General features: G+C 60.0%; 26 protein-coding genes. 13 read left to right on the top strand and 13 right to left on the bottom strand.

Translation table 11 applies throughout. From position 1 onward, the window contains the following. Positions 1-68: 68 nt before the first annotated feature. From C5J26_RS28405 to C5J26_RS28420, 4 genes are read right to left on the bottom strand one after another with little or no spacing between them, the layout of a single operon-like run. The gene (locus tag C5J26_RS28405; protein WP_038547381.1) at positions 69-434 is read right to left on the bottom strand and encodes a helix-turn-helix domain-containing protein; all 366 of its coding nucleotides are present in this window, start codon (positions 432-434) and stop codon (positions 69-71) included. Beyond that, entirely contained in the window at positions 431-1,024 is a 594-nt protein-coding gene (locus C5J26_RS28410) for a Smr/MutS family protein (RefSeq protein ID WP_105404814.1), read from the bottom strand. The genes C5J26_RS28405 and C5J26_RS28410 overlap by 4 nt, the downstream gene beginning before the upstream one ends. After that, the gene (locus C5J26_RS28415) at positions 1,021-2,139 is read right to left on the bottom strand and encodes a murein transglycosylase A (RefSeq protein ID WP_105404815.1); all 1,119 of its coding nucleotides are present in this window, start codon (positions 2,137-2,139) and stop codon (positions 1,021-1,023) included. The genes C5J26_RS28410 and C5J26_RS28415 overlap by 4 nt, the downstream gene beginning before the upstream one ends. Further along, the gene (locus C5J26_RS28420) at positions 2,136-2,834 is read right to left on the bottom strand and encodes a Tim44/TimA family putative adaptor protein (RefSeq protein ID WP_105404816.1); all 699 of its coding nucleotides are present in this window, start codon (positions 2,832-2,834) and stop codon (positions 2,136-2,138) included. Before C5J26_RS28420 ends, C5J26_RS28415 begins: the two co-directional genes overlap by 4 nt. Positions 2,835-2,960: 126 nt before the next feature. On the opposite strand from C5J26_RS28420, the gene C5J26_RS28425 reads away from it, so the two are divergent. Both C5J26_RS28425 and secB read left to right on the top strand, forming a co-directional pair. Further along, on the top strand, positions 2,961-3,476 hold the full coding sequence (locus C5J26_RS28425) for an FxsA family protein (RefSeq protein ID WP_105404840.1): 516 nt from the start codon (positions 2,961-2,963) through the stop codon (positions 3,474-3,476). A gap of 85 nt (positions 3,477-3,561) precedes the next feature. Continuing rightward, positions 3,562-4,038, top strand: a complete 477-nt coding sequence (gene secB / locus C5J26_RS28430; protein ID WP_046611880.1) for a protein-export chaperone SecB — start codon at positions 3,562-3,564, stop codon at positions 4,036-4,038. Positions 4,039-4,089: 51 nt separating this feature from the next. Here the strand turns inward: secB and dnaQ are convergent, their stop codons facing one another. The 5 genes from dnaQ to C5J26_RS28455 are packed head-to-tail and all read right to left on the bottom strand — an operon-like array spanning position 4,090 to position 7,695. Further along, entirely contained in the window at positions 4,090-4,794 is a 705-nt protein-coding gene (dnaQ, locus tag C5J26_RS28435) for a DNA polymerase III subunit epsilon (protein ID WP_105404817.1), read from the bottom strand. Then, positions 4,787-5,398, bottom strand: coding sequence for a dephospho-CoA kinase (gene coaE, locus C5J26_RS28440; RefSeq protein ID WP_105404818.1), 612 nt, complete (start codon positions 5,396-5,398; stop codon positions 4,787-4,789). The genes dnaQ and coaE overlap by 8 nt, the downstream gene beginning before the upstream one ends. After that, positions 5,395-6,255, bottom strand: coding sequence for a shikimate dehydrogenase (locus tag C5J26_RS28445; RefSeq protein ID WP_105404819.1), 861 nt, complete (start codon positions 6,253-6,255; stop codon positions 5,395-5,397). Before C5J26_RS28445 ends, coaE begins: the two co-directional genes overlap by 4 nt. Beyond that, positions 6,248-6,841 (bottom strand): Maf-like protein, encoded by a 594-nt coding sequence (locus C5J26_RS28450; protein WP_105404820.1) that lies wholly within the window; start codon positions 6,839-6,841, stop codon positions 6,248-6,250. Before C5J26_RS28450 ends, C5J26_RS28445 begins: the two co-directional genes overlap by 8 nt. Positions 6,842-6,873: 32 nt before the next feature. Then, positions 6,874-7,695, bottom strand: a complete 822-nt coding sequence (locus C5J26_RS28455; protein WP_046636701.1) for a pyruvate, water dikinase regulatory protein — start codon at positions 7,693-7,695, stop codon at positions 6,874-6,876. Between the two features lie 404 nt (positions 7,696-8,099). Between C5J26_RS28455 and hemE the strand changes: the two genes are divergently transcribed. The 8 genes from hemE to C5J26_RS28495 all read left to right on the top strand — a co-directional run bounded on the left by hemE (position 8,100) and on the right by C5J26_RS28495 (position 16,786). Continuing rightward, positions 8,100-9,134 carry a uroporphyrinogen decarboxylase gene (gene hemE / locus C5J26_RS28460; protein ID WP_105404821.1) on the top strand — a complete coding sequence of 345 codons (1,035 nt, stop codon included), beginning with the start codon at positions 8,100-8,102 and terminating at the stop codon, positions 9,132-9,134. Continuing rightward, positions 9,131-9,676, top strand: coding sequence for a protoporphyrinogen oxidase HemJ (gene hemJ, locus C5J26_RS28465; RefSeq protein ID WP_105404822.1), 546 nt, complete (start codon positions 9,131-9,133; stop codon positions 9,674-9,676). The genes hemE and hemJ overlap by 4 nt, the downstream gene beginning before the upstream one ends. Before the next feature lie 192 nt (positions 9,677-9,868). Beyond that, positions 9,869-11,134 (top strand): transcription termination factor Rho, encoded by a 1,266-nt coding sequence (rho, locus tag C5J26_RS28470; RefSeq protein WP_105404823.1) that lies wholly within the window; start codon positions 9,869-9,871, stop codon positions 11,132-11,134. Positions 11,135-11,220: 86 nt separating this feature from the next. Continuing rightward, positions 11,221-12,525, top strand: coding sequence for a tRNA uridine-5-carboxymethylaminomethyl(34) synthesis GTPase MnmE (mnmE, locus tag C5J26_RS28475; protein WP_105404824.1), 1,305 nt, complete (start codon positions 11,221-11,223; stop codon positions 12,523-12,525). A gap of 45 nt (positions 12,526-12,570) precedes the next feature. Next, positions 12,571-14,451 (top strand): tRNA uridine-5-carboxymethylaminomethyl(34) synthesis enzyme MnmG, encoded by a 1,881-nt coding sequence (gene mnmG / locus C5J26_RS28480; protein ID WP_105404825.1) that lies wholly within the window; start codon positions 12,571-12,573, stop codon positions 14,449-14,451. Further along, a complete protein-coding gene (gene rsmG / locus C5J26_RS28485) occupies positions 14,452-15,069 on the top strand; it encodes a 16S rRNA (guanine(527)-N(7))-methyltransferase RsmG (RefSeq protein WP_105404826.1) in 618 nt (205 codons plus the stop codon). 15 nt (positions 15,070-15,084) lie between these two features. After that, positions 15,085-15,876: a ParA family protein gene (locus C5J26_RS28490; RefSeq protein WP_105404827.1), complete on the top strand. Its 792-nt coding sequence runs from the start codon at positions 15,085-15,087 to the stop codon at positions 15,874-15,876. A 28-nt stretch (positions 15,877-15,904) separates the two neighbouring features. After that, positions 15,905-16,786: a ParB/RepB/Spo0J family partition protein gene (locus C5J26_RS28495; RefSeq protein ID WP_105404828.1), complete on the top strand. Its 882-nt coding sequence runs from the start codon at positions 15,905-15,907 to the stop codon at positions 16,784-16,786. Positions 16,787-16,796: 10 nt separating this feature from the next. On the opposite strand, the gene holA is transcribed toward C5J26_RS28495, so the two are convergent. The 3 genes from holA to leuS are packed head-to-tail and all read right to left on the bottom strand — an operon-like array spanning position 16,797 to position 21,005. Further along, positions 16,797-17,828, bottom strand: a complete 1,032-nt coding sequence (holA, locus tag C5J26_RS28500) for a DNA polymerase III subunit delta (RefSeq protein ID WP_105404829.1) — start codon at positions 17,826-17,828, stop codon at positions 16,797-16,799. Continuing rightward, positions 17,816-18,385, bottom strand: a complete 570-nt coding sequence (locus tag C5J26_RS28505) for a hypothetical protein (RefSeq protein ID WP_105404830.1) — start codon at positions 18,383-18,385, stop codon at positions 17,816-17,818. Before C5J26_RS28505 ends, holA begins: the two co-directional genes overlap by 13 nt. Beyond that, positions 18,375-21,005: a leucine--tRNA ligase gene (leuS, locus tag C5J26_RS28510; protein ID WP_105404841.1), complete on the bottom strand. Its 2,631-nt coding sequence runs from the start codon at positions 21,003-21,005 to the stop codon at positions 18,375-18,377. Before leuS ends, C5J26_RS28505 begins: the two co-directional genes overlap by 11 nt. A 177-nt stretch (positions 21,006-21,182) precedes the next feature. On the opposite strand from leuS, the gene C5J26_RS28515 reads away from it, so the two are divergent. Next, positions 21,183-21,842 (top strand): YggS family pyridoxal phosphate-dependent enzyme, encoded by a 660-nt coding sequence (locus tag C5J26_RS28515; protein ID WP_105404831.1) that lies wholly within the window; start codon positions 21,183-21,185, stop codon positions 21,840-21,842. Between the two features lie 107 nt (positions 21,843-21,949). Further along, complete coding sequence (locus tag C5J26_RS28520) at positions 21,950-23,881, top strand: propionyl-CoA synthetase (protein WP_105404832.1); 1,932 nt, start codon at positions 21,950-21,952, stop codon at positions 23,879-23,881. Between the two features lie 54 nt (positions 23,882-23,935). On the opposite strand, the gene C5J26_RS28525 is transcribed toward C5J26_RS28520, so the two are convergent. Beyond that, the gene (locus C5J26_RS28525) at positions 23,936-24,652 is read right to left on the bottom strand and encodes a DUF1013 domain-containing protein (RefSeq protein ID WP_105404833.1); all 717 of its coding nucleotides are present in this window, start codon (positions 24,650-24,652) and stop codon (positions 23,936-23,938) included. Positions 24,653-24,891: 239 nt separating this feature from the next. Here C5J26_RS28525 and C5J26_RS28530 point away from each other — a divergent pair. After that, on the top strand, positions 24,892-25,445 hold a 554-nt coding region (locus tag C5J26_RS28530; RefSeq protein WP_172746147.1), incomplete at its 3' end, for an AMP-binding protein.

Here is a 25,445-nt window from a genome sequence, read left to right on the forward strand (position 1 = left end):
AAATCGGGGCGGTTTCTAAAGGTTGAGCCTCGCCAATACGGCATGAAAGCCGTGGATGCGTGGCGAATTCAGCCTCGCATCTCGGCTTTTTTGAGGAGCGTGTCCATTTCCTCTATCACGTCGGGTGGCAAAGAGCGAATCCGCTGCGCCAGTCGGTTGGCAAAGCCGGTGTATGATGGGGGCAGACCCGCGGTATCAAGCACGACTTTCGGATGCGACGCTTCGGCAAGGCGGAAAAGTTCTTCCGCCTCGTCCCAGATGACGTTGAAATAACCGGCGATCCGCTGCAGCAGTTCGAAGGTCGGGCGGCCGCGCTTTCCATGCTCCAGGGCGGAAAGATAGGCAGGCGTGACGCCGATCGCCTCGGCAAGCTCGCGCTGGGTGATGCCCTTGCGGCGGCGCAGCTCTCTCAGTGCATGGCCGAATGGGGTCATTCCCGATCTCCGCGATTGTCCCCTCTGCCGCGGGAAAGTCGCACATACATGGCGCCCTCCCCGCCATGATGACGCGCCGCCCATTCGTAAGACGAGATCAGGAACCGGAACTCCGCTTTCGAAAACCACAGAGGCACGGCGCGGCGCAATGCGCCTTCGCTGCCCATCGAGCTGCCTTTGCCGGTGATCACCAGCACATGGCGAAGACCGCGTTCATGGGCTCGTAGCAGAAAGTCGAGAAGCAGGTCGTGGGCCTCGCCCTGAAATAGTCCGTGCAGATCCAGACGGGCATCGATTGGCAGCCGACCCTTGGCGAGCTTTTTCTTGACGGGCTTTTCAAGCGGCTGATGAGAACCTACGGGACGCCTGGCCGGGACGGGCGCCGGAAGCTCGACCGCATAACTCTGCTGCCGCGGCGCGGGTTTCGGCTTTTTCGCTTCGACGGCCGCTTCCTCCGCGGCGATCTTTGCGGCCTCCGCTTCCTCGAACTGCAAGATCTCCTTCATGCGGCCGGGCAAAGCGCGAGCCGACTTCGCGACCCTTCCCCACAATATCCGCTCTTCCGGATCGAGTTTGCGACCGCCCTTCATCCGCCGTACCTGACGGACGCTGCCTTGGGGATGAGGATGTAGAAGTCCGCATCGTTGCGCACGGTTCCAGCGAGTTCGCCTGCCTCTAAGCCGGAGCCGGTAAAAATGTCGCCCCGCGCGGGGCCGACGATCGCAGATCCGGTGTCGAGCGCCAGCATCAGCCGCGCGAAGGGTTTGCCACCATCCATATGGGTCAGCGTCTCGGACCGGATGAAAAAGGGGAAACCGAATGTGTGAATCTGGCGATCGACCGCCAGCGAGCGTCCCGGGATCAGAGGCACCTTGGCAGCCGCCACCGGCCCGAGCGACGGATCGGAGACATCCGCTTCCCGGAAGAAGATGTAGGAACGATTGTGCCAAAGCACCTCGTCAACCTTAGCCGGATTCTCAGCCAGCCAGGTTCGGATGCTCTGCATGGAAATCTTCGCCGGGTCGATCTCGCCGCGGTCGATCAGCAGCTTGCCGATCGGCGAGAACGGATGACCCGCTTTGGCGGCATAGGTGATCCGCCGGATGTTGCCGTCCGGATACCTCAGCCTTGCGGCGCCCTGAACGTGGATGAAGAAGACATCGACCTTGGACTTCGCATAGGCAATTTCCAGGCCGCGGCCTTCAAGAAAACCTCGGTCGATCTCGCCACGGTCCGGATAGGGCCCTATACCATCAGGCGTCTGCCGACCGAACATGTAGCCGGAGTCCAATCCCGCGGGACGATTACCGTCGTCGAGGTCGATGAGGTCGTCGGGGCGATAATAGAAGGGGTGGATCCAGACGTCGTCCCGCGTTTCCGAGACCTCGATCTCAGGCTCGTAAAAAGCGGTGACGAAACCGCGCCGGCCGTCTTTGAGGGAGATCAGGAAGGGCGTGCAATGGGTCTCGAAGAAGGCCCGGGCAGAAACGGGATCGCCCGGGATATCCCGGGCGGCTTCGATGAAGGTGGCGAGTTCCTCGGCCGTCAGGCCAAGGATACCGGTGCGGTACGGCTTGACCTTGCGGATATGCTCCAGCGACGCGCGCATGCCGGCAAAAAGCGCGGTCGGATCGTCATCGCCCCACCCCGCAAGATCGGGGAAGGATATCGGCCGAAGGGTATAATCCGCAGAGCTCAAGGTCATTGTTCGGATTCGGTGGCGACCAATCTCCAGTTCGGATCGCGGGAGTGGATGTCACGGGCAAAGGTCCAGATGTCGGTGACTTCGGCCACGGTCTCCTGATCGCCGTCGATCAGCGCGCCGGCCTTGTCGTAGGTGGCGGAAATCAGCTGGCTGACGATGCGGACGGTGATCTGCTCTTCGGCATCCTTGACGGCTGCATGGGTGATATCCGCCTTGTCGATACCGACGAATGTGGACTTCACCACCTCGCCGCGGGATTCCCGGTCGGTGATCGCCGTGTCGAAACCGTCAAAAACCTCTTTCGAGAGGAGGCCCTTCAGCGTCTTCCGGTCGCCGTCGGCAAAAGCCATGACGATCATCTCGTAAGCCATGCGGGCACCGTTCAGGAACTCGCGGGGGCGGAAGGAAGGATCTGACTTCACCAGTTCGCGCAGCGCGGTGTTGAGCGGCGTATCGGGCTTGGCGACAGCGTCGACATCCGCATAACGCTGCTCGTCATCCGTGGCGTCGCGACGCGGCAGGGTCACGACCTTGCTGTCATCGCCACCCGGGTTTTTCGCGACGTCGCGGGGGCTGTAAGGATCGAACGGCGGCTTCTCGCTTCCCGTCCGGCGTCCGAGCACACTGCGCAGTTGCAGGAAGATCAGAACCGCTGCGACAAGGAAAAAGAGTGTTATAAAGTCGTTGGAGCCCATCTTAACCCGCATTTGGCGTTTAAATATTCGGTGCAGTCTCTCATATAGTCTGCATACGCCTATCATTCAAATGATGAAGACGTTAGCGCTTTGCGCGCAACCGGATATCACGACACAGGGAATATCATGCGCTTCTTTCTCGTGCCGCTTCTTCTGATCGGCTGGCCGCTCGCCGAAATCGCCGGCTTCGTGCTGGTCGGCAAAGCACTCGGCCTCTGGGCGACACTCGGTTTGGTCATCGGTACCGCAGTGCTCGGAGCCATTCTGCTGCGCAGCCAGGGCACCCAAATCCTGAGGAAGATTTCGACCGAGAGCCGCGACGGCCGCGCGCCCGGCCGCGCCCTGATCGACGGCGCGATGATCGTGGTCGCCGGAATCCTCCTGCTGCTGCCTGGCTTCCTCACCGACATCATCGGGCTGGCGCTGTTCATTCCCTTCGTGCGCAGCCTGATCTGGTCTGTGGTCGGCCGCCGCATCGTCGTCGTCCGTTCGCCGCGCAGCGAAAGCTATCGCTACGAAAGCCCAAAGCCTTCGCCGGAGGCCAAGAAAACCGGGCCGGTGGTCGATCTCGACGAACAGGATTACCATCGCGATCCCGACCCCTCTTCGCCCTGGGCCGGGCCCAAAAGCAAGGAACCTTGAGAGGTCCTGCGGGTTGGCCAGGGTTGTAAGCCCCCAGACGAAATGTTAGAGGGCCTCAACGCTCCAAAGCCTCGAGGAAATCCCAATGGCAGACGATAACAACCAGGCCGCAACGCCGTCCCTCAACATCCTGGCGCAGTACACCAAGGATCTCTCCTTCGAGAACCCGGGCGCTCCGCGTTCGCTGCAGGCGCGCGACAAGGCGCCGGCGATCAACATCAATGTCAACGTCAACGCCAATCCGCTTTCGGACGCCGATTTCGACGTTATCCTGACGCTGAACGCCGAAGCCAAGGAAGGCGACAAGATCGTCTTCGCGGCCGAACTGGTGTATGGCGGCGTCTTCCGCATCACCGGTTTCCCGCAGGAACACATGCTGCCGCTGCTCTTCATCGAGTGCCCGCGTCTCCTGTTCCCCTTCGCCCGCCAGATCATTGCGGACGTGACGCGCAATGGCGGCTTCCCGCCGCTGATGATCGACCCGATCGATTTCGCGCAGATGTTTACGCAGCGCATGGCCGAGGAACAGGCTCGTTCCAAGGTCCAGGCACTCGACAGCTGAGATCCAGTTTTCGATTCGATGATAAGAGCCCGGGCTTCGACCCGGGCTTTTTTATTCGGCCGGCTTGTACTTCAGCCAGACCGCCTTGTCCTTCAGGGACGCGACCATGGCCGCATGCGCTTCGATCTCGGCTCCCGTCAGCCGACGGTCAAGGGGCCGCGGACGGCCAGCCACCGCCGCCACGACTTCATCGACCTCGATCACCGTCGCAGACCGTTCGTTGCCCATCAGGCCGAGCGCGGTCTGGCGGCCGCCGGTCATCTCGATATAGACCTCGGCGAGCAGTTCGGAGTCGAGCAGCGCGCCGTGCTTGGTCCGGTGGGCATTGTCGATGCCGTAACGACGGCAGAGCGCATCGAGCGAATTCGGACCCATCGGATGTTTGCGGCGGGCCATGGCCAGGGTGTCGATGACCTGGTCGGACATCACCGGCGGCAGGCCGAGACGACCGAATTCCGCATTCATGAAGCCCATGTCGAAGGTGGCGTTGTGGGCGATCCACTTGGCACCGTCGAAAAATTCGATGATCTGCTGGACGACATCGCCGAAGCTCGGCTTGTCCTTCAGGAACTCGTCGGTAATGCCGTGAACCGCCAGCGCGTCCGGATGTACCTTGCGGTCGCCCGGATTGATGTAAAGATGAAGCGTCCTGCCGGTCGGGAAATTGTTGATCAGTTCAATGCCGCCGATTTCGATCACCCGATCGACCTTCGATTCGAGGCCCGTGGTTTCCGTATCGAAGATGATCTCACGCATGTGGCTTTTTCTCGCTCGTCTTACCGGCCTTCAGAGATGCGATGATCTCGCGAACCCGTTCTCTCGCCACATCCAGTCCAAGGCCCGTATCGACAAGGAAATCGGCTCTCTTGCGTTTTTCCGCGTCGGGCAGTTGGCGCGAGAGAATCATCGCCAATTTTTCCTCCGTCATGCCGGGACGCGCAAGCACCCTGTAGCGCTGTATCTGTGGATCGCAGGTGACAACCACAATAACATCGACGCGATCCTCGCCCTTCACTTCGAAGAGAAGCGGGATATCGAGGAGCACGAGGTCCGTGCCGGCCTCTCTGTGGCGCGACAGGAAATCGACTTCACGCTTGCGGACCAGGGGGTGGACGATCGCTTCGAGGACCGGGAATTTTTCAGGCGACGCCGAAAGCTGGTGGGACAGTTCCTGACGGTCGATGACGCCACCCTTGACCGTGCCGGGAAATGCCTCACCGACGGGTGCCACCGCATCGGTGCGGTAGAGATCATGGACGACGGCATCGGCGTCATTCACCGCGACGCCCTCTTCCGCGAACATTTTCGCGGTCGTCGATTTTCCCATTCCGATGGAACCGGTGAGGCCGATGACGATCATCCGTGGCTTTCCATATCGGCGATGACGAGGTCCCGAAGAGTTTTATCGACAACCGGGCGGCGGCCGAACCATTTTTCGAAGCCGGGCACAGCCTGGTGCAACAGCATGCCGAGCCCATCGACGGTCGCGAAACCTTGTTCCTCGGCCTGGACGAGCAGCGGCGTTTTCAACGGGACGTAGACGATATCGGTGACGACCGCGCCGGACGCCAACGGCGAGAAGTCAATCTTCAGCGCTTCGCTGCCGTCCATGCCGAGCGATGTCGTGTTCACAAAAAGGCCTGCGCCGGACATGACCTCGTCAAGCGCTTCGACAGGATGGGCATGAACTTTCGGACCGAACCGATCGGCGAGTTCCTCGGCGCGTGAAACCGTCCGATTGACCACATGGATCTCACTGATGCCGCGATCCCGTATCGCCTGGATGACAGCGCGGCTTGCGCCGCCGGCGCCCAAAATGACGGCGCGGCCGATCTTGTCCCAGCCCGAATGGCGGTCGTCGAGATTGGCAGTGAACCCGTGGCCGTCGGTATTGGTGGCGTGCAACAGGCCGTCTTCCATCCAGAGCGTATTGGACGCGCCGAGTTCTTCCGCCAGATCATCCGGTCGGTCGGCCAGCTTGAAGGCAAGCTCCTTGTGGGGAATGGTGACATTGCCGCCGCGAAAACCGGAGCTTCCGTCTTTCAACGACTGGATGAAGGCGGGGAAGTCCGCTTCGGTCACGGCCTCGGGCCTGTAGGTCCCGGCAATTTCGAACTTCTTCAGCCAATACCCGTGGATCAACGGGGAACGGGAATGCTTCACCGGCCAGCCGGTTACGAAAGCATTAACCAAAAATGTTTCACGTGAATCAGCCATCGATCGCTCCCAGTTCGCGGAGCTTTTCGAGAAGCGGCAGCATGGGCAAGCCGAGAATGGTGAAATAGTCGCCTTCGATCCTTGAAAACAACTGGATACCCTCCCCTTCCAACTGATAGGCCCCGACACTGCCGTAGACCTTTTCCCTGACCCGCGACAGGTAGCTGTCAACGAAGGTTTCATTCAGCTTCCGGACGGTCAGGTCCGCATGGGCGACATGTTCCCAGACGATCTCGTTGTCACGCGCAAAAGCGATCGCGCTGTTGAGACGATGGGTTCTGTCCGACAGGGAAAGCAGATTCTCTTTCGCTTCGGCAAGAGTCTTCGGCTTGTGATAAACGCGGCTTCCGAGCGACATGGTCTGGTCCGAGCCGATCACCAGCGCGCCAGGGAAATGGCGGCTCACATCCAGCGCCTTTGCCTTGGCAAGCGTCACCGCCACCTGATCAGGGCTTGCGCCCTCCAGCCCTGCTTCGATTTTCCGCTCGTCGATATCCGCCGCCCTACTTTCAAAAGCGAGGCCTGCGTTTTCCAGCAGCATCCTGCGGAAGGGGCTGGAGGAGGCAAGTACGAGCGGCACTGTCACGGAAATCTCCCAAAGGCTGCGAGCGGATTCGCTTAACGCAGCTTCGGGCGTAGCGCAACGATTGCGGCTGCCGTCTCCTCTATCGACCGGCGGGTTACGTCGATGACAGGCCAGTTCTGGCGGGCGCAGAGCGCGCGGGCGTATTTCAGCTCCTCGTTGATCGTCGCGCGGTCCGTATAATCGCGCCGGTCGAACCCTTGAGTGACGCCAAGCTCGCGGTGTTCACGCACCTGGCTGATCCGGTCGGTCGTGGCGACGAGGCCGACGATCAGCGGGTGGGTTGCGCGATAGAGGCTGTCGGGCAGATCGACGCCCGGCACGATCGGGATGTTGGCGGTTTTGATGCCGCGGTTGGCGAGATAGATGCTGGTCGGGGTTTTCGAGGTGCGGCTGATGCCGATCAGCACGACATCCGCCTCGTCGTAGTCCTCCGGCATCTGGCCGTCGTCGTGATCCATGGTGAAATTGAGCGCCTCGATACGCTTGAAATAATCTGCGTTGAGCGCGTGCTGGGCGCCGACACGTCGACGGGACGGCGCCCCGAGATAGGCCTGGAAGGTCGCCATGACCGGTTCAAGGACGTTGACACAGGGCAGGCCCATTTCCCGGCATCGCTGATCGATGAGCTCGGCCAGTTCCTGATCGACAATCGTATAAAGAACGATGCCCGGTTCACGGTCGAGCGCCTCGAGGACTGCCAGCAGCTGTTTGCGGTTGCGGATCAGCGGATAGACATGTTCCACCGCCAGCGACGACTGGAACTGAGCCGAGGCGGCGCGGCCTGCGGAAATGAGGGTTTCGCCCGTGGAGTCAGATATGAGGTGCAGATGGAAGAAGTTTTTTCTGTTCTCCACGCTAAACTTAACCCTTTGTTGATAACTCGGGAGAGACCATCAGGTTCTCCCGGACTCGGACCCGGCCTTGGGAAAACCGCCTAGTTTTCCACATTCGCAGATCTTGCGGAGGCGGATCAGGTGGTCTTGTGTGTTGCGGGGACAAGCTTTCCGCGCCGCTTTTTCCTCCCCAGCTTATCCACAGATAGCGCCTAATCCGTCAGAGCGCCATGCCTCTGAATTGACTGGCGAAATTCATGTTGTCCCAGTGAACCGGCCCGGGAAGCGATTTTTCGTCCCTGGATTAGGCGCAAAGCGGCGGATCGTCGCGTCGGCTGTGATTTGACTTTAATCCTTGCTACTCACCGACTCTAAGAAATAGAAAACCTTTTAAGATTCATTTCTTTGTTTTTAGGGAGAACCCATTGACCGGCGCATACCGGAAGATCGTCGAAGTCCTGGAAGGCAAGACCGTCAGTCCACCGCCTGTCTGGCTGATGAGACAGGCAGGACGTTACCTGCCCGAATACCGGGAGACGCGGGCGACAGCGGGAAGCTTTCTCGATCTCTGTTATACGCCGGATCTGGCTGTCGAGGTCACCTTGCAGCCGATCCGGCGTTACGGCTTCGATGCGGCGATCCTGTTTTCCGATATCCTGGTCATTCCGGATGCTCTTCATCGAAACGTGCGGTTCGTGCAGGGCGAGGGTCCCCAAATGGATCCGATCGATGTTGCCGGCATTCAAGCACTGAGAGGCGAAGGCGTTCTTGCCCATCTTGCTCCCGTCATGGAAACGGTTCGTCGCCTGAGACGGGAACTCCCTGACGAAACTGCGCTGCTTGGTTTCTGTGGCGCCCCCTGGACGGTTGCCACCTATATGATCGCCGGCCATGGGACGCCCGATCAGGCCCCTGCCCGGTTGTTTGCCTATCGACATCCCGAGGCTTTCGAAAAGCTCCTCTCAGCTCTTGCGGAAATTTCCGCGGAATATCTGGTCGCCCAGATCGATGCCGGGGCGGATGCCGTGCAGATCTTCGATTCCTGGGCGGGCGTGCTTGGCGAGAAGGAATTCGAAGCCTATGCGGTGAAACCTGTCGCGCGCATGATCGAGATCGTTCGCCGCCAGCGGCCGCTGGCGAAGATCATCGCATTCGCCAAGGGCGCCGGTCTGAACCTGAAATCCTATCGCCAGAAGACCAACGCGGATGCTATCGGCCTCGACTGGTCGGTGCCGCTTTCGTTTGCTGCCGAGCTGCAGAAGGATGGCCCGGTCCAGGGCAATCTCGATCCGATGCGGGTCGTCGCCGGCGGCAAGTCGCTCGAAGACGGCATCGACGCTATTCTCGAGAAACTCGGGCAAGGGCCGCTGATCTTCAACCTTGGCCATGGCATTACGCCAGAGGCCAATCCCGACCATGTGACGACACTGATCGAACGGGTGCGCGGAGCGAAGGCGTGAGCGGGGAGGAGCTGCAGACAGGCAAGACAGCCGGCCGGCGGTCGGCATTGCGGGCCCTGGTCGCGCTTGCCGTCTTCGTCGCCATCCTGGTTGCGGTCTACCTGGCTCAGCCGGGTGATTTTCTTCTCTACGTCAAGGCTTTCCATGTCATCGCCGTGATGTCCTGGATGGCCGGATTGCTCTACATGCCGCGGCTGTTCATCTATCACAGCGACGCGGAACCGGGTTCGGCGCAGTCCGAAACCTTCAAGATGATGGAGCAGCGGCTGCTGAAGATCATCATGAACCCGGCGATGATGATTACCTGGGTTCTCGGTCTCTTTCTCGCCTGGGACGTCTACGAATTTCGCGGCGGATGGCTGCATGCGAAGATCGGGCTTGTCGTGGTGCTCACAATGGTGCATGTGCTGTTTAGCCGCGCGGTGCGTAACTTCGCGGTCGATGGTCCGCGAAGAACGCCGCGTTACTGGCGCTTGATGAATGAACTCCCGACCGTTCTGATGATCGGGATCGTTATTCTGGTGATCGTGAAACCGTTCTGATGCCGGCTTGATCTTTCTTTGGCAAGATTTCGGTCTTGCCCCTTGCGGCGTTCCACGTGAATCGCTATTTTCGTCGCCATCTCATCTCGTGGCATGCGTGTAATTTCCCGTCGTCCCCGGATCATCTTCCGCGGTAGCGAATTTCACCGACACGCCTAATTCCCCCGAAATTCTCAATATGGTCCCCTCTTCATGGCTGAAATGAAGCTTCAAGAACTCAAAAGCAAATCCCCTACCGATTTGCTGACCTTCGCCGAATCACTCGAGGTCGAGAACGCCAGCACGATGCGCAAGCAGGAGCTGATGTTCGCGATTCTCAAGGTTCTGGCGAGCCAGGACGTCGAAATCATCGGCGAAGGCGTGGTCGAGGTCTTGCAGGACGGGTTTGGTTTCCTGCGTTCCGCGAACGCAAACTACCTGCCCGGCCCCGATGATATCTATATCTCTCCCTCCCAGATCCGCCGCTTCTCGCTGAAGACTGGCGACACGGTCGAGGGTCCGATCCGCGGTCCCAAGGAAGGCGAGCGCTATTTCGCCCTTCTCAAGGTCAATACGATCAATTTCGACGATCCGGAAAAGATCCGTCACAAGGTTCACTTCGACAACCTGACGCCGCTCTACCCGAACGAGCGGTTCAAGATGGAGCTGGAAGTTCCGACCTCCAAGGATCTCTCGGCCCGCGTGATCGACCTGGTGGCACCGCTCGGCAAGGGCCAGCGCGGCCTGATCGTCGCGCCGCCGCGCACCGGTAAGACCGTTCTCCTGCAGAACATCGCTCACTCGATCACTGCCAACCATCCGGAATGTTATCTGATCGTCCTGCTGATCGACGAACGGCCGGAAGAAGTCACGGACATGCAGCGTTCGGTCAAGGGCGAGGTTGTCTCCTCGACCTTCGACGAACCGGCCGTGCGCCACGTACAGGTTGCCGAAATGGTGATCGAGAAGGCAAAGCGCCTGGTCGAACACGGCCGTGACGTCGTCATCCTGCTCGATTCCATCACCCGCCTCGGCCGCGCCTACAACACCGTCGTGCCCTCCTCCGGCAAGGTGCTGACGGGCGGCGTGGACGCCAACGCCCTGCAACGCCCGAAGCGCTTTTTCGGTGCCGCCCGTAACATCGAGGAAGGCGGCTCGCTGACGATCATTGCGACCGCGCTGATCGACACCGGCAGCCGGATGGACGAAGTCATCTTCGAAGAGTTCAAGGGCACCGGCAACTCGGAAATCGTGCTGGACCGCAAGGTCGCCGACAAGCGCATCTTCCCGTCGATGGACATCCTCAAGTCCGGTACGCGTAAGGAAGACCTGCTGGTGCCGCGTCAGGATCTCCAGAAGATCTTCGTGCTTCGCCGGATCCTCGCCCCGATGGGCACTACGGATGCGATCGAATTCCTGATCGACAAGCTTAAGCAGACGAAGACCAACGGCGATTTCTTTGACTCGATGAACACCTGATCCTTAGCCGGATTCACAAATACGACGAGCGCTCGGGTTTAACCGGGCGCTTTTCAGTTTGGAGCCGTCTCTGATAGATTGATTCCATGGTCCAGGCAGTCAACGATACGATCTACGCCCATTCCAGCGGCACCCTCCCCGCCGGTGTTGCGGTCATCCGGATAAGCGGAGAGCTGGCATTCGAGGCTGCCCAGGCCTTGGCGGGGGAGCCGCCGGTCGGCAGGAAAGCTGCGCTTAGAACGATTCGGAGCCGCAACGGTTCGATAATCGATCAAGCTCTGGTCCTGGCCTTTCCGGGCCCGAATTCCTTTACCGGCGAGGACTGTATTGAAATACACCTGCATGGCAGCCGCGCCGTCGTTTCCGCCGTTTATAGAGAACTGGAAGCGATAGGGCTTCGTCTGGCCGAAGCGGGCGAGTTTTCCCGCCGGGCGTTCGAAAACGGAAAGCTGGATCTGGTGGAGGTCGAGGGCCTCGCGGATCTGATTGCCGCTGAGACCGAGATGCAACGGCGGCTGGCGGTCGAGCAGGGTTTCGGCGGGCAGTCGGCGCTCTATATGGAATGGGCCGAGAGATTGACGCGTGCGCGGGCCTTGATTGAAGCGGAACTCGACTTCGCGGATGAGGACGACGTTCCCGGATCGGTTTCGGACAGGGTCTGGACCGAGGTGGCGGATCTTTATCTCGAGATCCAGAATCATATCGCCTCTGCGAAGGCGGGGGAGATCATTCGGGACGGATACAAGGTGGTCATCGCAGGCCCTCCGAATGCCGGAAAGTCCAGTCTTCTCAACGCGCTGGCGAAACGAGATGTTGCGATCGTCACGGAGATTGCCGGCACCACGAGGGATATTCTGCATGTCGACGTCGACATGGATGGTTATCTCGTACGGTTCTTCGATACCGCGGGGCTTCGGGAGAGCGAGGATCGCGTTGAGCAGGAAGGTATTCGAAGGGCACGCATAGCGATCGAACAAGCCGATCTCGTCCTGCAGCTCGAGGAGATCGATTCGGACTCGAAACAAATCCTCGACAGGGTGACCACGGAGGTCCTGCGTGTAGGAACCAAGGCAGATATACGCCGCCCTTCGGCCGCGTACGATCTGAATATTTCCAGCGAAACTGGGGATGGGCTGGATGAGCTTCGTTCCCTGATCCTGGAAAAACTCCGCGAGACCTGGTCCGGGTCGCTGGTTCCCAACCGGCAGAGACACCTTCAGTACCTGAAAGAGGCTTCCATTTTCATCGAAGAAGCGTTAAACGGCCGAGAGCTCGATCTTCGGGCCGAGAGCCTCCGGGCCGCAGCATCGTCGCTCGGCCGCATCACCGGCCGGGTCGATGTGGAGCAGCTCCTTGACGTGATTTTTTCGCAGTTCTGCATCGGCAAGTGATTCACGTGAAACAGGGCGAGCCGCGCTGTTTCATAAGGTAGGCAAATGGAAACGACATTCGACGTCATCGTCATCGGCGGGGGACATGCTGGCTGCGAGGCAGCGAGCGCGGCCGCGCGCATGGGAGCCAGCACTGCGCTGATAACCCATAACCGGCAGACCATCGGCGTGATGTCCTGCAACCCTGCGATCGGCGGTCTTGGCAAGGGCCACCTCGTGCGGGAGGTCGATGCCTTCGACGGTTTGATGGGCCGCGTCGCGGATGCCTCCGGTATCCAGTTCCGCCTCCTCAACCGCAAAAAGGGACCTGCTGTGCGCGGACCGCGGACCCAGGCCGATCGCAAGCTTTACCGCCTGGCGATGCAGCGTGAAATTTTCGACCACCCTAATCTCACTGTAATCGAGGGAGACGCCTTCGATATCGGAATCGAGGACGGGCTAGTCAGCTCGGTTGAACTGAAAGATGGGCGTCGATTCGGATGCGGAACAATTGTTCTGACAACCGGAACTTTTCTTCGCGGCCTGATTCATATCGGCGATCAGAAGATTCCTGCTGGCCGTGTCGGTGAAGCCCCTTCCCTGGGATTGTCTGAAACCCTGGCGCGATTTGGCTTACAGCTGGGTCGGCTGAAGACCGGCACTCCGGCGCGACTGGATGGAAATACGATCGACTGGAGCCGTGTCGGCTTGCAGGAGGCCGACGAACATCCGGTTCCTTTTTCCTTCATGACCGACAAGATCACCACAAGGCAGATTGCTTGCGGTGTCACGCGCACAACAGATGCGACCCACAAGATCATCTCAGACAATATCCTCCGCTCCGCGATGTATTCCGGCCAGATCGAAGGGGTAGGTCCGCGGTATTGCCCGTCGATCGAGGACAAGATCATCCGTTTCGGCGAGCGCGACGGGCATCAGATTTTTCTGGAGCCGGAAGGCCTGGACGATCCAACAGTCTATCCGAATGGTATTTCGACATCCCTCCCCGCCGAGGTCCAGGAAGCGTTCATTCAAACCATTCCGGGTCTGGAGGCAGTGACGATCATGCAGCCCGGTTACGCGATCGAATATGATCACGTGGACCCCCGTGAGCTGACTGCGGGCCTGGAAGTGAAGAAGATTCGGGGCCTGTTCCTCGCCGGACAGATCAACGGCACAACGGGTTATGAAGAAGCGGCGGCGCAGGGTCTGGTTGCCGGGTTGAATGCTGTGCAAAAGTCATCCGGCAGTGAGCCCTATCATTTCAGCCGCGCCGAATCCTATATCGGAGTCATGATTGACGATCTCACGTCCCGCGGAGTGACTGAACCCTATCGGATGTTTACGTCCCGGGCCGAATACCGGCTGTCTCTCAGGGCGGACAACGCGGATGTTCGGCTGACGGAAAAAGCGATCGAGCTGGGCTGTGTCGGACCTGCGCGGGCGGCGAAGCTGCGCGCCTATACACAGGCGCTGGATGCAGGCCGGGATTTGCTCCGGTCCCGCAATCTGACCCCTAATGAGGCTAACGGTCATGGCCTGAAGCTGAACAAGGACGGGCAGCGCCGAACTGCTTATGAGCTACTGGCTTATCCTGATCAATCCCTGGATGGCCTCACGGCTATATGGCCTGAATTTGCGCAGTTGTCCCCCAAGGTTGCGGAAGCCCTGGAAATTGAAGCGTCCTATGCGGTTTACATGAACCGGCAGGCAGCCGATATTCACGCTACCCATCGTGATGAGGCCCGAATTATCCCGCAAGGCTTTGATTTTACAGGTCTTCCTGGTCTTTCCAATGAACTTAAACTGAAGCTGACGGCGGCCAACCCGGGGAATCTTGCACAGGCTGGCAAGGTTGATGGGATGACGCCAGCCGCCCTTGCTCTTATCCTGGCGCTACTTCGTAAAGAAGAAGCTGCACCAGATCGCCTCAAGCGAGTCCCGTAAATGCTTCTGAACGGCAAGAGTGTTTCACGTGAAACGCAAGAGAAGCTTGAGCACTTTTCCGCGCTTTTCCAGAAGTGGGCCAAGGCCATCAACCTTGTGGCACCGTCGACGCTGGACGAACTGTGGCGGCGCCATATAGCCGACAGCGCTCAAATCTTTCAGCTTTCCCCGCAGCCATGCAAGTGGCTTGACCTTGGTTCTGGAGGTGGTTTCCCCGGGATCATAACCGCGATCTTTCTGGCCGAGGTGCAAGAGGGGTGGGTTCATCTGGTGGAGAGCAATCAGAAGAAGGCAGCGTTTCTTCGAGTGGCGCTTAGCGAGACGGGCGCGAGAGGCTCTGTTCATCCACTGCGAATCGAATCGGCCTCGAAGGCTCTTCCAGATTGCGAGCGCATCTCAGCCAGGGCGCTTGCAGAGCTTGATCCGCTTCTTTTCTACACGTCGGCGTGGATGATCGGCAGAGAAACAAGAGCTTTTTTTCATAAAGGCCGGGATTACGCGGCGGAAGTCGAGAAAGCCCGTGGTCGTTGGGTATTCGATCTGATAAAACACCAGAGTGCCGTCGAGCCGGATTCAGTCATCCTTGAGATAAGCAATTTGAGGCACAAAGAACCCTAGATTTTCAGGTGCCGCATGTTTGAAAGAAATCGGGTTATCACGATTGCCAACCAAAAAGGTGGCGTCGGCAAGACGACGACGGCGATCAACCTGGCCACGGCGCTCGCTGCTATCGGCGAGAGAGTGCTGATCGTGGACCTTGATCCGCAGGGCAATGCCAGTACCGGACTAGGCATTGAGCGGCGTGATCGCAAGATCTCCTCCTATGACCTATTGATGGGTTATAATTCCATCGCCGAGACCGCACTGGCAACGGCTGTTCCGAACCTTCACATCGTCCCTTCGACGATGGATCTACTCGGCTTCGAGATGGAAATCTCCCAGGCTCCTGATCGGGCGTTCAAGCTTCGAAGCGCCTTGAATGGCGATGACGCCTTGGCCTATTCCTATATTCTGCTGGACTGCCCCCCATCGTTCAACCTGTTGACGATGAATGCCATGGCGGCGGCGCATTCCATTCTTGTGCCTCTACAGTGCGAGTTTTTTGCACTGGAGGGTCTGAGCCAGCTGCTGGAAACCGTTGATCAGGTGCGCCGCAGCGTGAATCCCTCCCTCGACATTCAGGGAATTGTCCTGACCATGTTCGACGCGCGAAACAACCTCGCCCAGCAGGTCGTCAACGATGTTCGGACGCATCTGGGCGAAAAGGTCTACCATACGTTGATTCCGCGCAATGTTCGCGTTTCGGAAGCGCCTTCCTACGGGAAGCCGGCAATCCTTTACGACTTGAAATGCGCCGGCAGCCAGGCCTATTTGCAGCTGGCGTCTGAAGTCATCCAGCGGGAACGCAGGCGCAAGGCTGCCTGACCGCTTTGCAGACAAGTGAGTAGTGTGAATGAACGACGACCTCTCGAAACGGCGCCTAGGGCGCGGCCTTGCAGCTCTCATCGGTGAGATGGACCAGCCGGCACCTGTCAACAGTGCTGCCCGTAGCGTCAACCCGGATCGCATGGTGCCGATCGAGCACGTGTCGCGCAATCCGAAGAATCCGCGCCGGAGCTTTGATGAGGGTGAGCTGCAGGATCTCGCAAGCTCCATTCGCCAGCATGGTATCGTTCAGCCGGTGGTCGTTCGGCCGCGCGGCGCCGATCAATTTGAAATCATAGCCGGCGAACGCCGCTGGCGTGCGGCTCAGCTGGCTGGCCTAGTCGAAATTCCGGTTATTGTTCGCGATGTGGATGACCGGACGGCGCTTGAGATCGCAATCGTCGAAAACGTCCAGCGCTCGGATCTCAATCCCTTGGAAGAGGCGCTGGGTTACGATCAATTGATTGCCGAGCATGGTTACACCCAGAACGATCTTGGTGAAATCATCGGCAAAAGCCGAAGCCATGTGGCCAATAGCCTCCGCCTGCTGAAGCTGCCGGAGCCGGTTCGGGATATGCTGGCGGGAGGCAGTCTTTCCGCGGGTCACGCCCGTGCGCTTATCACGACATCAGACCCGGTTTCGCTGGCACGTACGATTGTCGCCAAGGGTATGTCGGTTCGCGACGCTGAAAAGCTGGCTCAAAACGACATCAAGGCTCAATCGGAACCCGCAAACGTTTCGAAGGCGGAACAAAAGGACTCCGATACCCTTGCGCTGGAACGCACGCTTTCTGATTCACTGGGTCTGGACGTGAAGATCAACCACAAGAACGGCGGCGGGCAGATCAAGATCGGTTACCGCACACTTGAGCAGCTCGAGGAGATATGCCGCCTTCTCGAGCGGCGATAATCTATTATATTCAACGACTTGACTGAATAGCTGTGGCCATCAGCGTGTGAAACGCAATATTGGGTTCCAGGCTCTGCCTCTGTCGCGACATCAGGATAGCGGCCTGCAATCTTTCCGTTTCACGGGCTAGCGCCGGCGAGCTCCAGGTTCTCAGCGCTTTTTCGATGATCGGCTTCCGCTTGAAATGAATATGCCTGCCGAGCGTCATCATGACCTGCGCGGTCTGGAGTTTCTTCTCCTCCATCTCCGCCTTCATCAGGTCCAGCAGCTGGAATTGTTTCAGGCAAGATTGCAGGACGAGAAAAACCGGTGTCTTCGACGAGACGATCTTCTGGATAGCGCGATGCAGAGCAGGCAAATCGCCGCTGAGGATTGCGTCGACGGCCTCATCGGCCGAAACTGCGCTCGCGTCGCCGATGATTTCATCGATCTGCGCCTCTTCGACCATACCTGTGCCACGGCAGTAAAGGGCGAGTTTACGGATCTCGTTCCGGGAGGCCACGCGGTCTCCCCCAAGCAGCTCCAGGAGCCTCTGGCGGGCGCCAGGGCTGATCCTGAGGCCTTCGCTCCCCAGTTCCGAATCGATGAGGCTGTTCAAAGCCTTGATATCGTCCGCGTAGCAGGGGATGACAGCTATGGATCGAGAGGGCTCAGCGATCTTGCGCAGCCCGCTCCCTTTCTTGAGGTCGCCGGCCTCGACGATCAGTATGTTGGCTGGAGCCGGGCCGTCAGCCAGAACCTGCATTGCGTCCAGGAGCGGCTTTTCGTTGGCAGCGCCACGCAGCCAAACGAGCTTCGAGCCGCCGAAAAGGCCCATAGAGTTCACTTCATCGAGAAGCCGCCCCGGGTCGCCCTGCAGGTCCGAAACGTCGAGTTTGAGCATCGCAAACGGATCATCCTGGGAGATGCCCGTCTTGCCCGCGATCAATGCCGCCCGTTCGGAAACGAGGCCACGATCCGGGCCGTAGATCACGAAAATCTTGTAGAGTTCCGCACTCTTCTCGGCAAACCGATCGAATTCGTGGGATTTTACTTCTGCCATACCGTCTGCGGCTGAGGTTCGCGCGAAAGCGCAATCGCGATCTCGGCGCGGATGAACTCGGCAAGTTCCCGTGCGGCGCGGTTTTCGGCGTCGCGGATAGCGCGCAGGCCTGCATAGCCCTGGCCCGAAATGTCGATGAGCGCAACGACCTGACGTTTGCCGGACTTCAGCACCTGCCCGTCGCTGATGCGGCTAATCGTGTAGGTGCCGTCCACCTGGACGCGACCAGGGACCGGTACGCCGGTCGGAGACACGCTGTCATCGTCCTCGTCATCCTCGTCGTCAATGATGGTCGAGGCCGTGCTCTTGGTTACCAGCTTCACGTCGTAGGCAGGACGGGTGGACTCGCCGGCACCGCCGGAGGTCAGGAAGACCAGATGGTTGCGGACAACTTGATCGATGCGGCTGTGGGGCTGTTCGAAGCCGACGGATGCCAAGCGTTCGCCGGTGCCGGACGCCTCGGAATAGAGCGAACGGACCTGGCAGCCGGCCAAGAGTGTCAGCGTTACCAGGCCGGACACGAACCCGAAACGACGAAGAGAGCGGTCAAACGACAATGTTTACGATCCTCTGTGGGACGACGATTACTTTCTTCGGCGGCCGGCCTTCAAGTGCCGTTTTGACCGCATCCAGCGCCAGAACCGCAGCTTCGACCGCACTTTGATCCGCGTCGCGCGCGATTGTCAATTCGCCGCGCTTCTTGCCGTTGATTTGGACCGGCAGTGTGACCTCGTTCTCGACGACCAGGGTTTCGTCATATTGCGGCCAGGCGGCCAGGGAGAGCAGTTCCTTGTTGCCGAGGACCGCCCAGCACTCTTCGGCTAGATGCGGCGTCATGGGGGCGACAAGCTGGATCAGGATCTCTGACGCGTTGCGGACGGCGCCACGATAGGCCGCATCGCCCTCGCCGCCTGCGACCCGGGCGAGCGGTGCCGCAAGTGCGTTTACGAGTTCATAGATGCGCGCGACGGCCTTGTTGAAGGAGAGCTTGTCGTAATCGCCCTGAACCGCCTTCAGCGTCTTGTGGGCGAGCTGCGAGATCGCCAGCGCCTCGCCGTCCTTAGCCGGCACCGGATCGACGCCAGCCAAGTTTTCGGAGGCCTCCGAAATCAGCCGCCACAGGCGCTGGGTGAAGCGGTGAGCGCCTTCGACGCCCGCTTCCGACCAGATGACGTCGCGGTCGGGCGGAGAGTCGGAAAGCACGAAGAAGCGTGCAGTATCTGCACCGTAGGAGGCGATGATATCGTCCGGATCGACAACATTCTTCTTCGACTTCGACATCTTCTCGATCGAGCCGATGCTGACTTCTTCGCCACCCTTGAGCATGGTGGCGCGGCGCTTGCCGTCCACTTCCTCGATGCGAATGTCGGCCGGGGCCACCCATTCACCATTGGGGCCGGTGCCACGACGATAGGTTTCGTGCACGACCATGCCTTGCGTGAAGAGGCCCTTGAAGGGTTCCTTGACCTCGACATGGCCGGTCTCGCGCATGGCGCGGGTGAAGAAACGGGAATAGAGCAGGTGGAGGATCGCGTGCTCGATGCCGCCGATATACTGGTCGACCGGCAGCCATCGGTTGGCGACGACGGGGTCGGTCGGATCCTTCTCCCAAGGTGCGGTAAAGCGGGTGAAATACCAGCTCGAATCGACGAACGTATCCATCGTGTCCGTCTCGCGACGGGCTTGCTTGCCACATTGCGGGCAGGCGACATGGCGCCAGGTCGGATGGCGGTCGAGCGGGTTGCCCGGCAGGTCGAAGGTGACGTCGTCCGGCAGTTTGACCGGCAGGTCCGCTTTCGGCACCGGCACGACGCCGCAGTCATCGCAATGGATGACCGGGATCGGGCAGCCCCAGTAGCGCTGGCGCGAGATGCCCCAGTCGCGCAGGCGGAAATTCACCTTGCGCTCACCCTGTGGCATGTTGCCGACGATCGTTTCCGACAGGCGGTCTGCCACCACCTCGAAGGCTTCCTCGGTCGTCTTGCCGTCGAGGAAACGCGAATTGATCATGACGCCGTCATCGACGTAAGCGGTGTCGCCGACCTCGAAGGTCGCAGCGTCGCCGTCCTTCGGCATGACGACCGGTACGACGGGCAAACCGTATTTACGGGCGAAATCCAAGTCGCGCTGATCGCCGGACGGGCAGCCGAAGATGGCGCCGGTACCGTAATCCATCAGCACGAAGTTCGCGACATAGACCGGCAGTTCCCAGGATGGGTCGAGCGGATGCCTGACCCGGACGCCGGTGTCGATGCCCTTCTTTTCGGCCGTTTCCAGCGCTGCGAGCGAGGTTCCGTGATGGCGGCATTCCTCGGCGAAGGCTTCGATAGCCGGATTCTGCGCGGCTGCGACCTTGGCCAGCGGATGGTCGGCGGCGATGGCCAGGAACGACGCACCGAACAGCGTGTCGGGACGGGTCGTGTAGACCACGACTTCGCTTTCGCCGGCGGGTGCCGTCGAACCCACTATTTCCCAGCGAACCGTCAGGCCCTCGGAACGGCCGATCCAGTTCTTCTGCATCAGCCGGACCTTTTCAGGCCACTGATCGAGCGTATCGAGCGAGTCGAGGAGGTCCTGGCTGAAATCGGTGATCTTGAAGAACCACTGCACCAGGTCGCGCTGCTCCACCAGCGCACCCGAGCGCCAGCCGCGGCCGTCGATAACCTGCTCGTTGGCCAGAACCGTCTGGTCGACCGGGTCCCAATTGACCTTGGACTGCTTACGGTAGACCAGACCCTTTTCCATCATGTCGAGGAAGAGGTGCTGCTGCTGCTGGTAATATTCGACATCGCAGGTGGCAAATTCGCGTGACCAGTCGAGCGACAGGCCCATGGCCTTCAGCTGCGCCTTCATGGATTCGATGTTCTGGTAGGTCCAGGTCTTCGGATGCACCTTGTTGTCGCGGGCGGCGTTTTCAGCCGGCATGCCGAAAGCGTCCCAGCCCATGGGGTGCAGGACGTTGAAGCCGCGGGCGCGCTTGTAGCGGGCGACCACGTCGCCCATGGCGTAGTTGCGCACGTGGCCCATATGGATACGGCCCGACGGATAGGGAAACATCTCCAGAACGTAGTATTTTTCGCGCGGATCGCTGTTGTCGGTCTCGAAAACCTTGGCATCGTTCCAGGTTTGCTGCCAACGGGGCTCGGCATCGCGCGGATTATAACGTTCAGTCGCCATTTCAATGATATTCCGGGAAAACAGGATCAAGAGTCGGGCGAGACCTTCACCATGAAACCCTGCAAGCGTCAAGTTTTACAGGGGCGGGAAAGGCCAAGTTCAGGGCGAAACACCCTTGGCACGGCCTTATATGAGGGCTAAGCGCTGAGCTTGCAAGAAAAGCGGAAGGCATGGGTCATGAGCGTCGAAGAACGGCTGCGGGATGTGAAGGCACGGATCGGGAAGGTAGAGCGCCTCTCGAAGCGACCCGCAGGGTCGGTGACGCTCGTGGCGGTTTCGAAGACGTTCGACGTGCAGGACATTCGACCGGTGATATCAGCCGGACAACGGATATTCGGCGAAAACCGCGTGCAGGAGAGCCAGGGCAAGTGGCCGGAACTGAAGGCCGAGACGCCTGAGATCGAACTGCATCTGATCGGGCCGCTGCAATCCAACAAGGCCGCCGATGCCGTGGCGCTGTTCGATGTCATCGAGACGGTGGACCGGGAAAAGATCGCCCGCGCGCTTGCCGACGAGATCAGGAAGCAGGGCAAGGCGCCAAAACTCTATGTGCAGGTCAATACCGGGCTCGAGCCGCAGAAGGCGGGGATCGAGCCGAAGCAGACCGTTGCCTTCGTGGAGCTTTGCCGCAAGGAGCTCGGGCTTTCGATCGAGGGGCTGATGTGCATTCCGCCGGCCGAGGAAAATCCGGGGCCGCATTTTGCGCTGCTTGCCAAGCTCGCCAGGGAATGTGGCGTCGAAAAGCTCTCCATGGGCATGTCGGGCGATTTCGAGACGGCGGTGGAATTCGGCGCGACAAGCGTCCGGGTCGGCTCGGCCATCTTCGGCTCACGCTGAAAACAGGGCTTTCGCCAAGTACCTAGCGCTTTCGTCGGGCTTTCCCGCACCTCTCCCGCACCTTAGATTGACCATTCCAGGCTGTGCTCATGTGACGGGAGGTGCAGATGCAAAGCCGCTATTTCGACATCTATGAAGGCTGGCAAAAGGATCCGGAGGGATTCTGGAGAGGCGCGTCCGCTGCCATCGACTGGTTCAAGGAACCGGACAGGATCTTCGACGGGGACGAAGGCGTCTACGGGCGCTGGTTTACCGGCGGCGAGACCAATACTTGCCACAACTGCCTCGACCGGCATGTTGCGGCCGGACGGGGCGGGCAGCGGGCCTTCATCCACGATAGCGCCATGACGGGAAAACAGAAGAGCTTCACCTATGCCGAGGTGCTCGACGAGGTGAAGGCGATCGCAGCGGTTATGGGTGATCTCGGCATCGGAAAGGGCGACCGTGTCGTCATCTACATGCCGATGGTGCCGGAAGCGATCTTCTCGATGCTTGCCTGTGCCCGGCTGGGAGCGGTGCATTCGGTGGTGTTCGGCGGTTTTGCGGCGCAGGAACTGGCGGCGCGGCTGAACGATTCGGAAGCCAAACTGGTGATCAGTGCGAGCTGCGGCCTCGAGCCGGGCCGCACCGTCGCCTATAAGCCGTTGCTCGACCAAGCGATCGAGCTTGCTCGGGTGAAGCCGGGGAATTGCCTCATCCTGCAGCGCGAGCAGCTCCAGGCGGAACTGCGGCCGGAGCGTGGAGAGCTGGATTTCGCGGAGACCGTCGAAAAGGCGCGGGGCAGGGATGTGCCATGCGTGCCGGTCAAGGCCACCGATCCGCTCTACATCCTCTATACGTCCGGGACGACCGGCCAGCCGAAGGGCGTCGTGCGCGACAATGGCGGGCACATGGTGGCGCTGCATTGGAGCATGGAGAACATTTTTGGCGTCAAGCCGGGGGAGGTGTTCTGGACCGCATCCGACATCGGCTGGGTCGTCGGCCATTCCTATATCGTCTACGGGCCGCTGTTGACCGGCAATACAAGCGTGATCTTCGAGGGCAAGCCGGTCGGCACGCCGGATGCCGGCACGTTCTGGCGTGTCGTCAGCGATCACGACGTGAAAGTACTGTTCACCGCGCCGACGGCTTTTCGGGCGATCCGCCGTGACGATCCGGAGGGCGAACTGGTCGAGAAATACGACCTGACCGGCATGCGCGCCCTGTTCCTAGCCGGGGAGCGGGCCGATTCGGAAACGTTGAAATGGGCCGAGCAGAAGCTGAAGATCCCGGTGATCGATCACTGGTGGCAGACGGAGACGGGCTGGCCTGTCGCCGCCAACACGGTCGGGCTCGGTCTGATGCCGGTCAAGCATGGTTCGCCGACGCGGCCGATGCCCGGTTATTCGCTGGACGTGCTGGACGATGCCGGCCATCCGGTGCCGCGCGGCACGCTCGGCAATATCGTCATCACGCTGCCGCTGCCGCCCGGCTGCCTCGTCAGCTTCTGGAATGCCGACCAGCGGTTCCGCGAGGCCTGCCTCGACGAGTTTCCGGGGTACTACAAGACGGCAGATGCCGGGGTGATGGACGAAGAGGGTTATATCTTCGTGATGGCGCGCACCGACGACATCATCAACTGCGCCGGCCATCGGCTTTCGACAGGGGCCATGGAGGAAGCCTGCGCCAAACATCCGGACGTCGCCGAATGCGCGGTGATCGGCGTGCACGACGCAACGAAGGGGCAGATCCCCTGCGGCTTCATGGTGCTGAAGAACCATGTTTCACGGGAAACCGCTGATATCGCGAGAGAAGTGGCCGAAATCGTGCGCAACGAGATCGGGCCGGTCGCGGCGTTCAAGACGGTCATGGTGGTTCACAAGCTGCCGAAGACCCGATCGGGCAAGATATTGCGCGGCACCATGCAGAAGATTGCCGACGACATGCCGTGGAAAATGCCGGCGACGATCGAGGATGCAGCGGTGCTGGACGAGATCACTGCGATCCTGAAGGCGAACGGTTATGCCCGCGAGGGCAGCGGCCTGAAACAGAGCGCCTGAACGAAAAAGCCCCGGATCGTCTCCGGGGCTTTTCATGCAATCGAAATGGTTCGATCAGAAGCGCTCGTCTTCCTCGTCGTCGTCGCGGCGGGTGGACTTGAGCGACGAGAGCTTGGCGAAAACGGCGTCCGCGTCGATCTCCTTTTCCTTCTCTTCCTCGCGCTCGTTGCGATAGCTGAAGCCGAGGTTTTCGGTTTCAGCCGCAGGCTGCAGGGAAGCGCCGAGTTCGGCGGCGGTCGGCAGCGGACGGCCCTTGGAAGCGCGCTCGACTTCGAGGTCGAGGTCGATCTGGCTGCAGAGGCCGAGCGTTACCGGATCCATCGGCGTCAGGTTGGTCGAGTTCCAGTGGGTGCGCTCGCGGATCTGCTCGATCGTCGATTTGGTGGTGCCGACGAGGCGGGAAATCTGTGCGTCTTTCAGTTCCGGATGGTTGCGAACCAGCCAGAGAATGGCGTTCGGGCGATCCTGACGCTTGGAGACCGGCGTGTAGCGCGGGCCGCGGCGTTTCGATTCCGGCACGCGAACCTTCGGCTCCGAAAGCTTCAGCTTGTGATTGACGTCCTTTTCGCCGCGTTCGATTTCATCGCGCGAAAGCTGGCCGGTGGCGATCGGGTCCAGGCCCTTGATGCCCTGCGCCGCTTCGCCATCTGCAATCGCCTTCACCTCGAGCGGGTGGAGCTTGCAGAAATTGGCGATCTGTTCGAAGGAAAGCGCGGTATTGTCGACCAGCCATACAGCGGTCGCCTTCGGCATGAGCAATTGTTGAGCCATGGGTATAGGTCCTCTGTCCGTCCGCGCCGGTGTCGCGGGCCGTGGGTATCAACCACAATTTCCGGGAATTTACCGCCCTATAATCGAATTGGGACAGAATTGCAAATCTTTGAAGCGAGATCGTCGCACCGAGATGAACCGTTTGTCTAATTGCCGCCCTTGCCTCACCTGTTATGAATGCGGCACATATCGCTGACGGCTCGATGCGTCGTCATGCGTGCCAATTCAGGGAGGTGTTCATGTCGGAAAAAGTCTACCCGGTCCTCAAGTCTGCCAAAGCGAAGGCGCTCATCGACAAGGATAAATACGAAAAGTGGTACGAGGAGAGCGTTGAGGACCCGGACAAGTTCTGGGGCAAACATGGAAGGCGCATCGACTGGTTCAAGCCTTATACCAAGGTCAAGAATACCTCCTTCAAGGGCAAGGTCTCGATCAAGTGGTTCGAGGACGGCCTGACCAACGTTTCCTACAATTGCATCGACCGTCACCTGAAGACCCATGGAGAGCGCACGGCGCTGATCTGGGAGGGTGACAATCCCTATATCGACAAGAAGATCACCTATAACCAGCTCTACGATCAGGTCTGCCGGCTGGCCAACGTCTTGAAGAAACACGGCGTCAAGAAGGGCGACCGCGTCACCATCTACATGCCGATGATCCCTGAATCGGCCTATGCGATGCTCGCCTGCGCCCGTATCGGCGCGGTGCATTCGGTCGTGTTCGGCGGGTTCTCGCCGGAAGCGCTGGCCGGCCGAATCATCGACTGCCAGTCCACCTTCGTGATCACCTGCGA

This window comes from Neorhizobium sp. T7_12 (assembly GCF_002968535.1).
GTDB classification, from domain to species: Bacteria; Pseudomonadota; Alphaproteobacteria; order Rhizobiales; family Rhizobiaceae; genus Neorhizobium; species Neorhizobium tomejilense.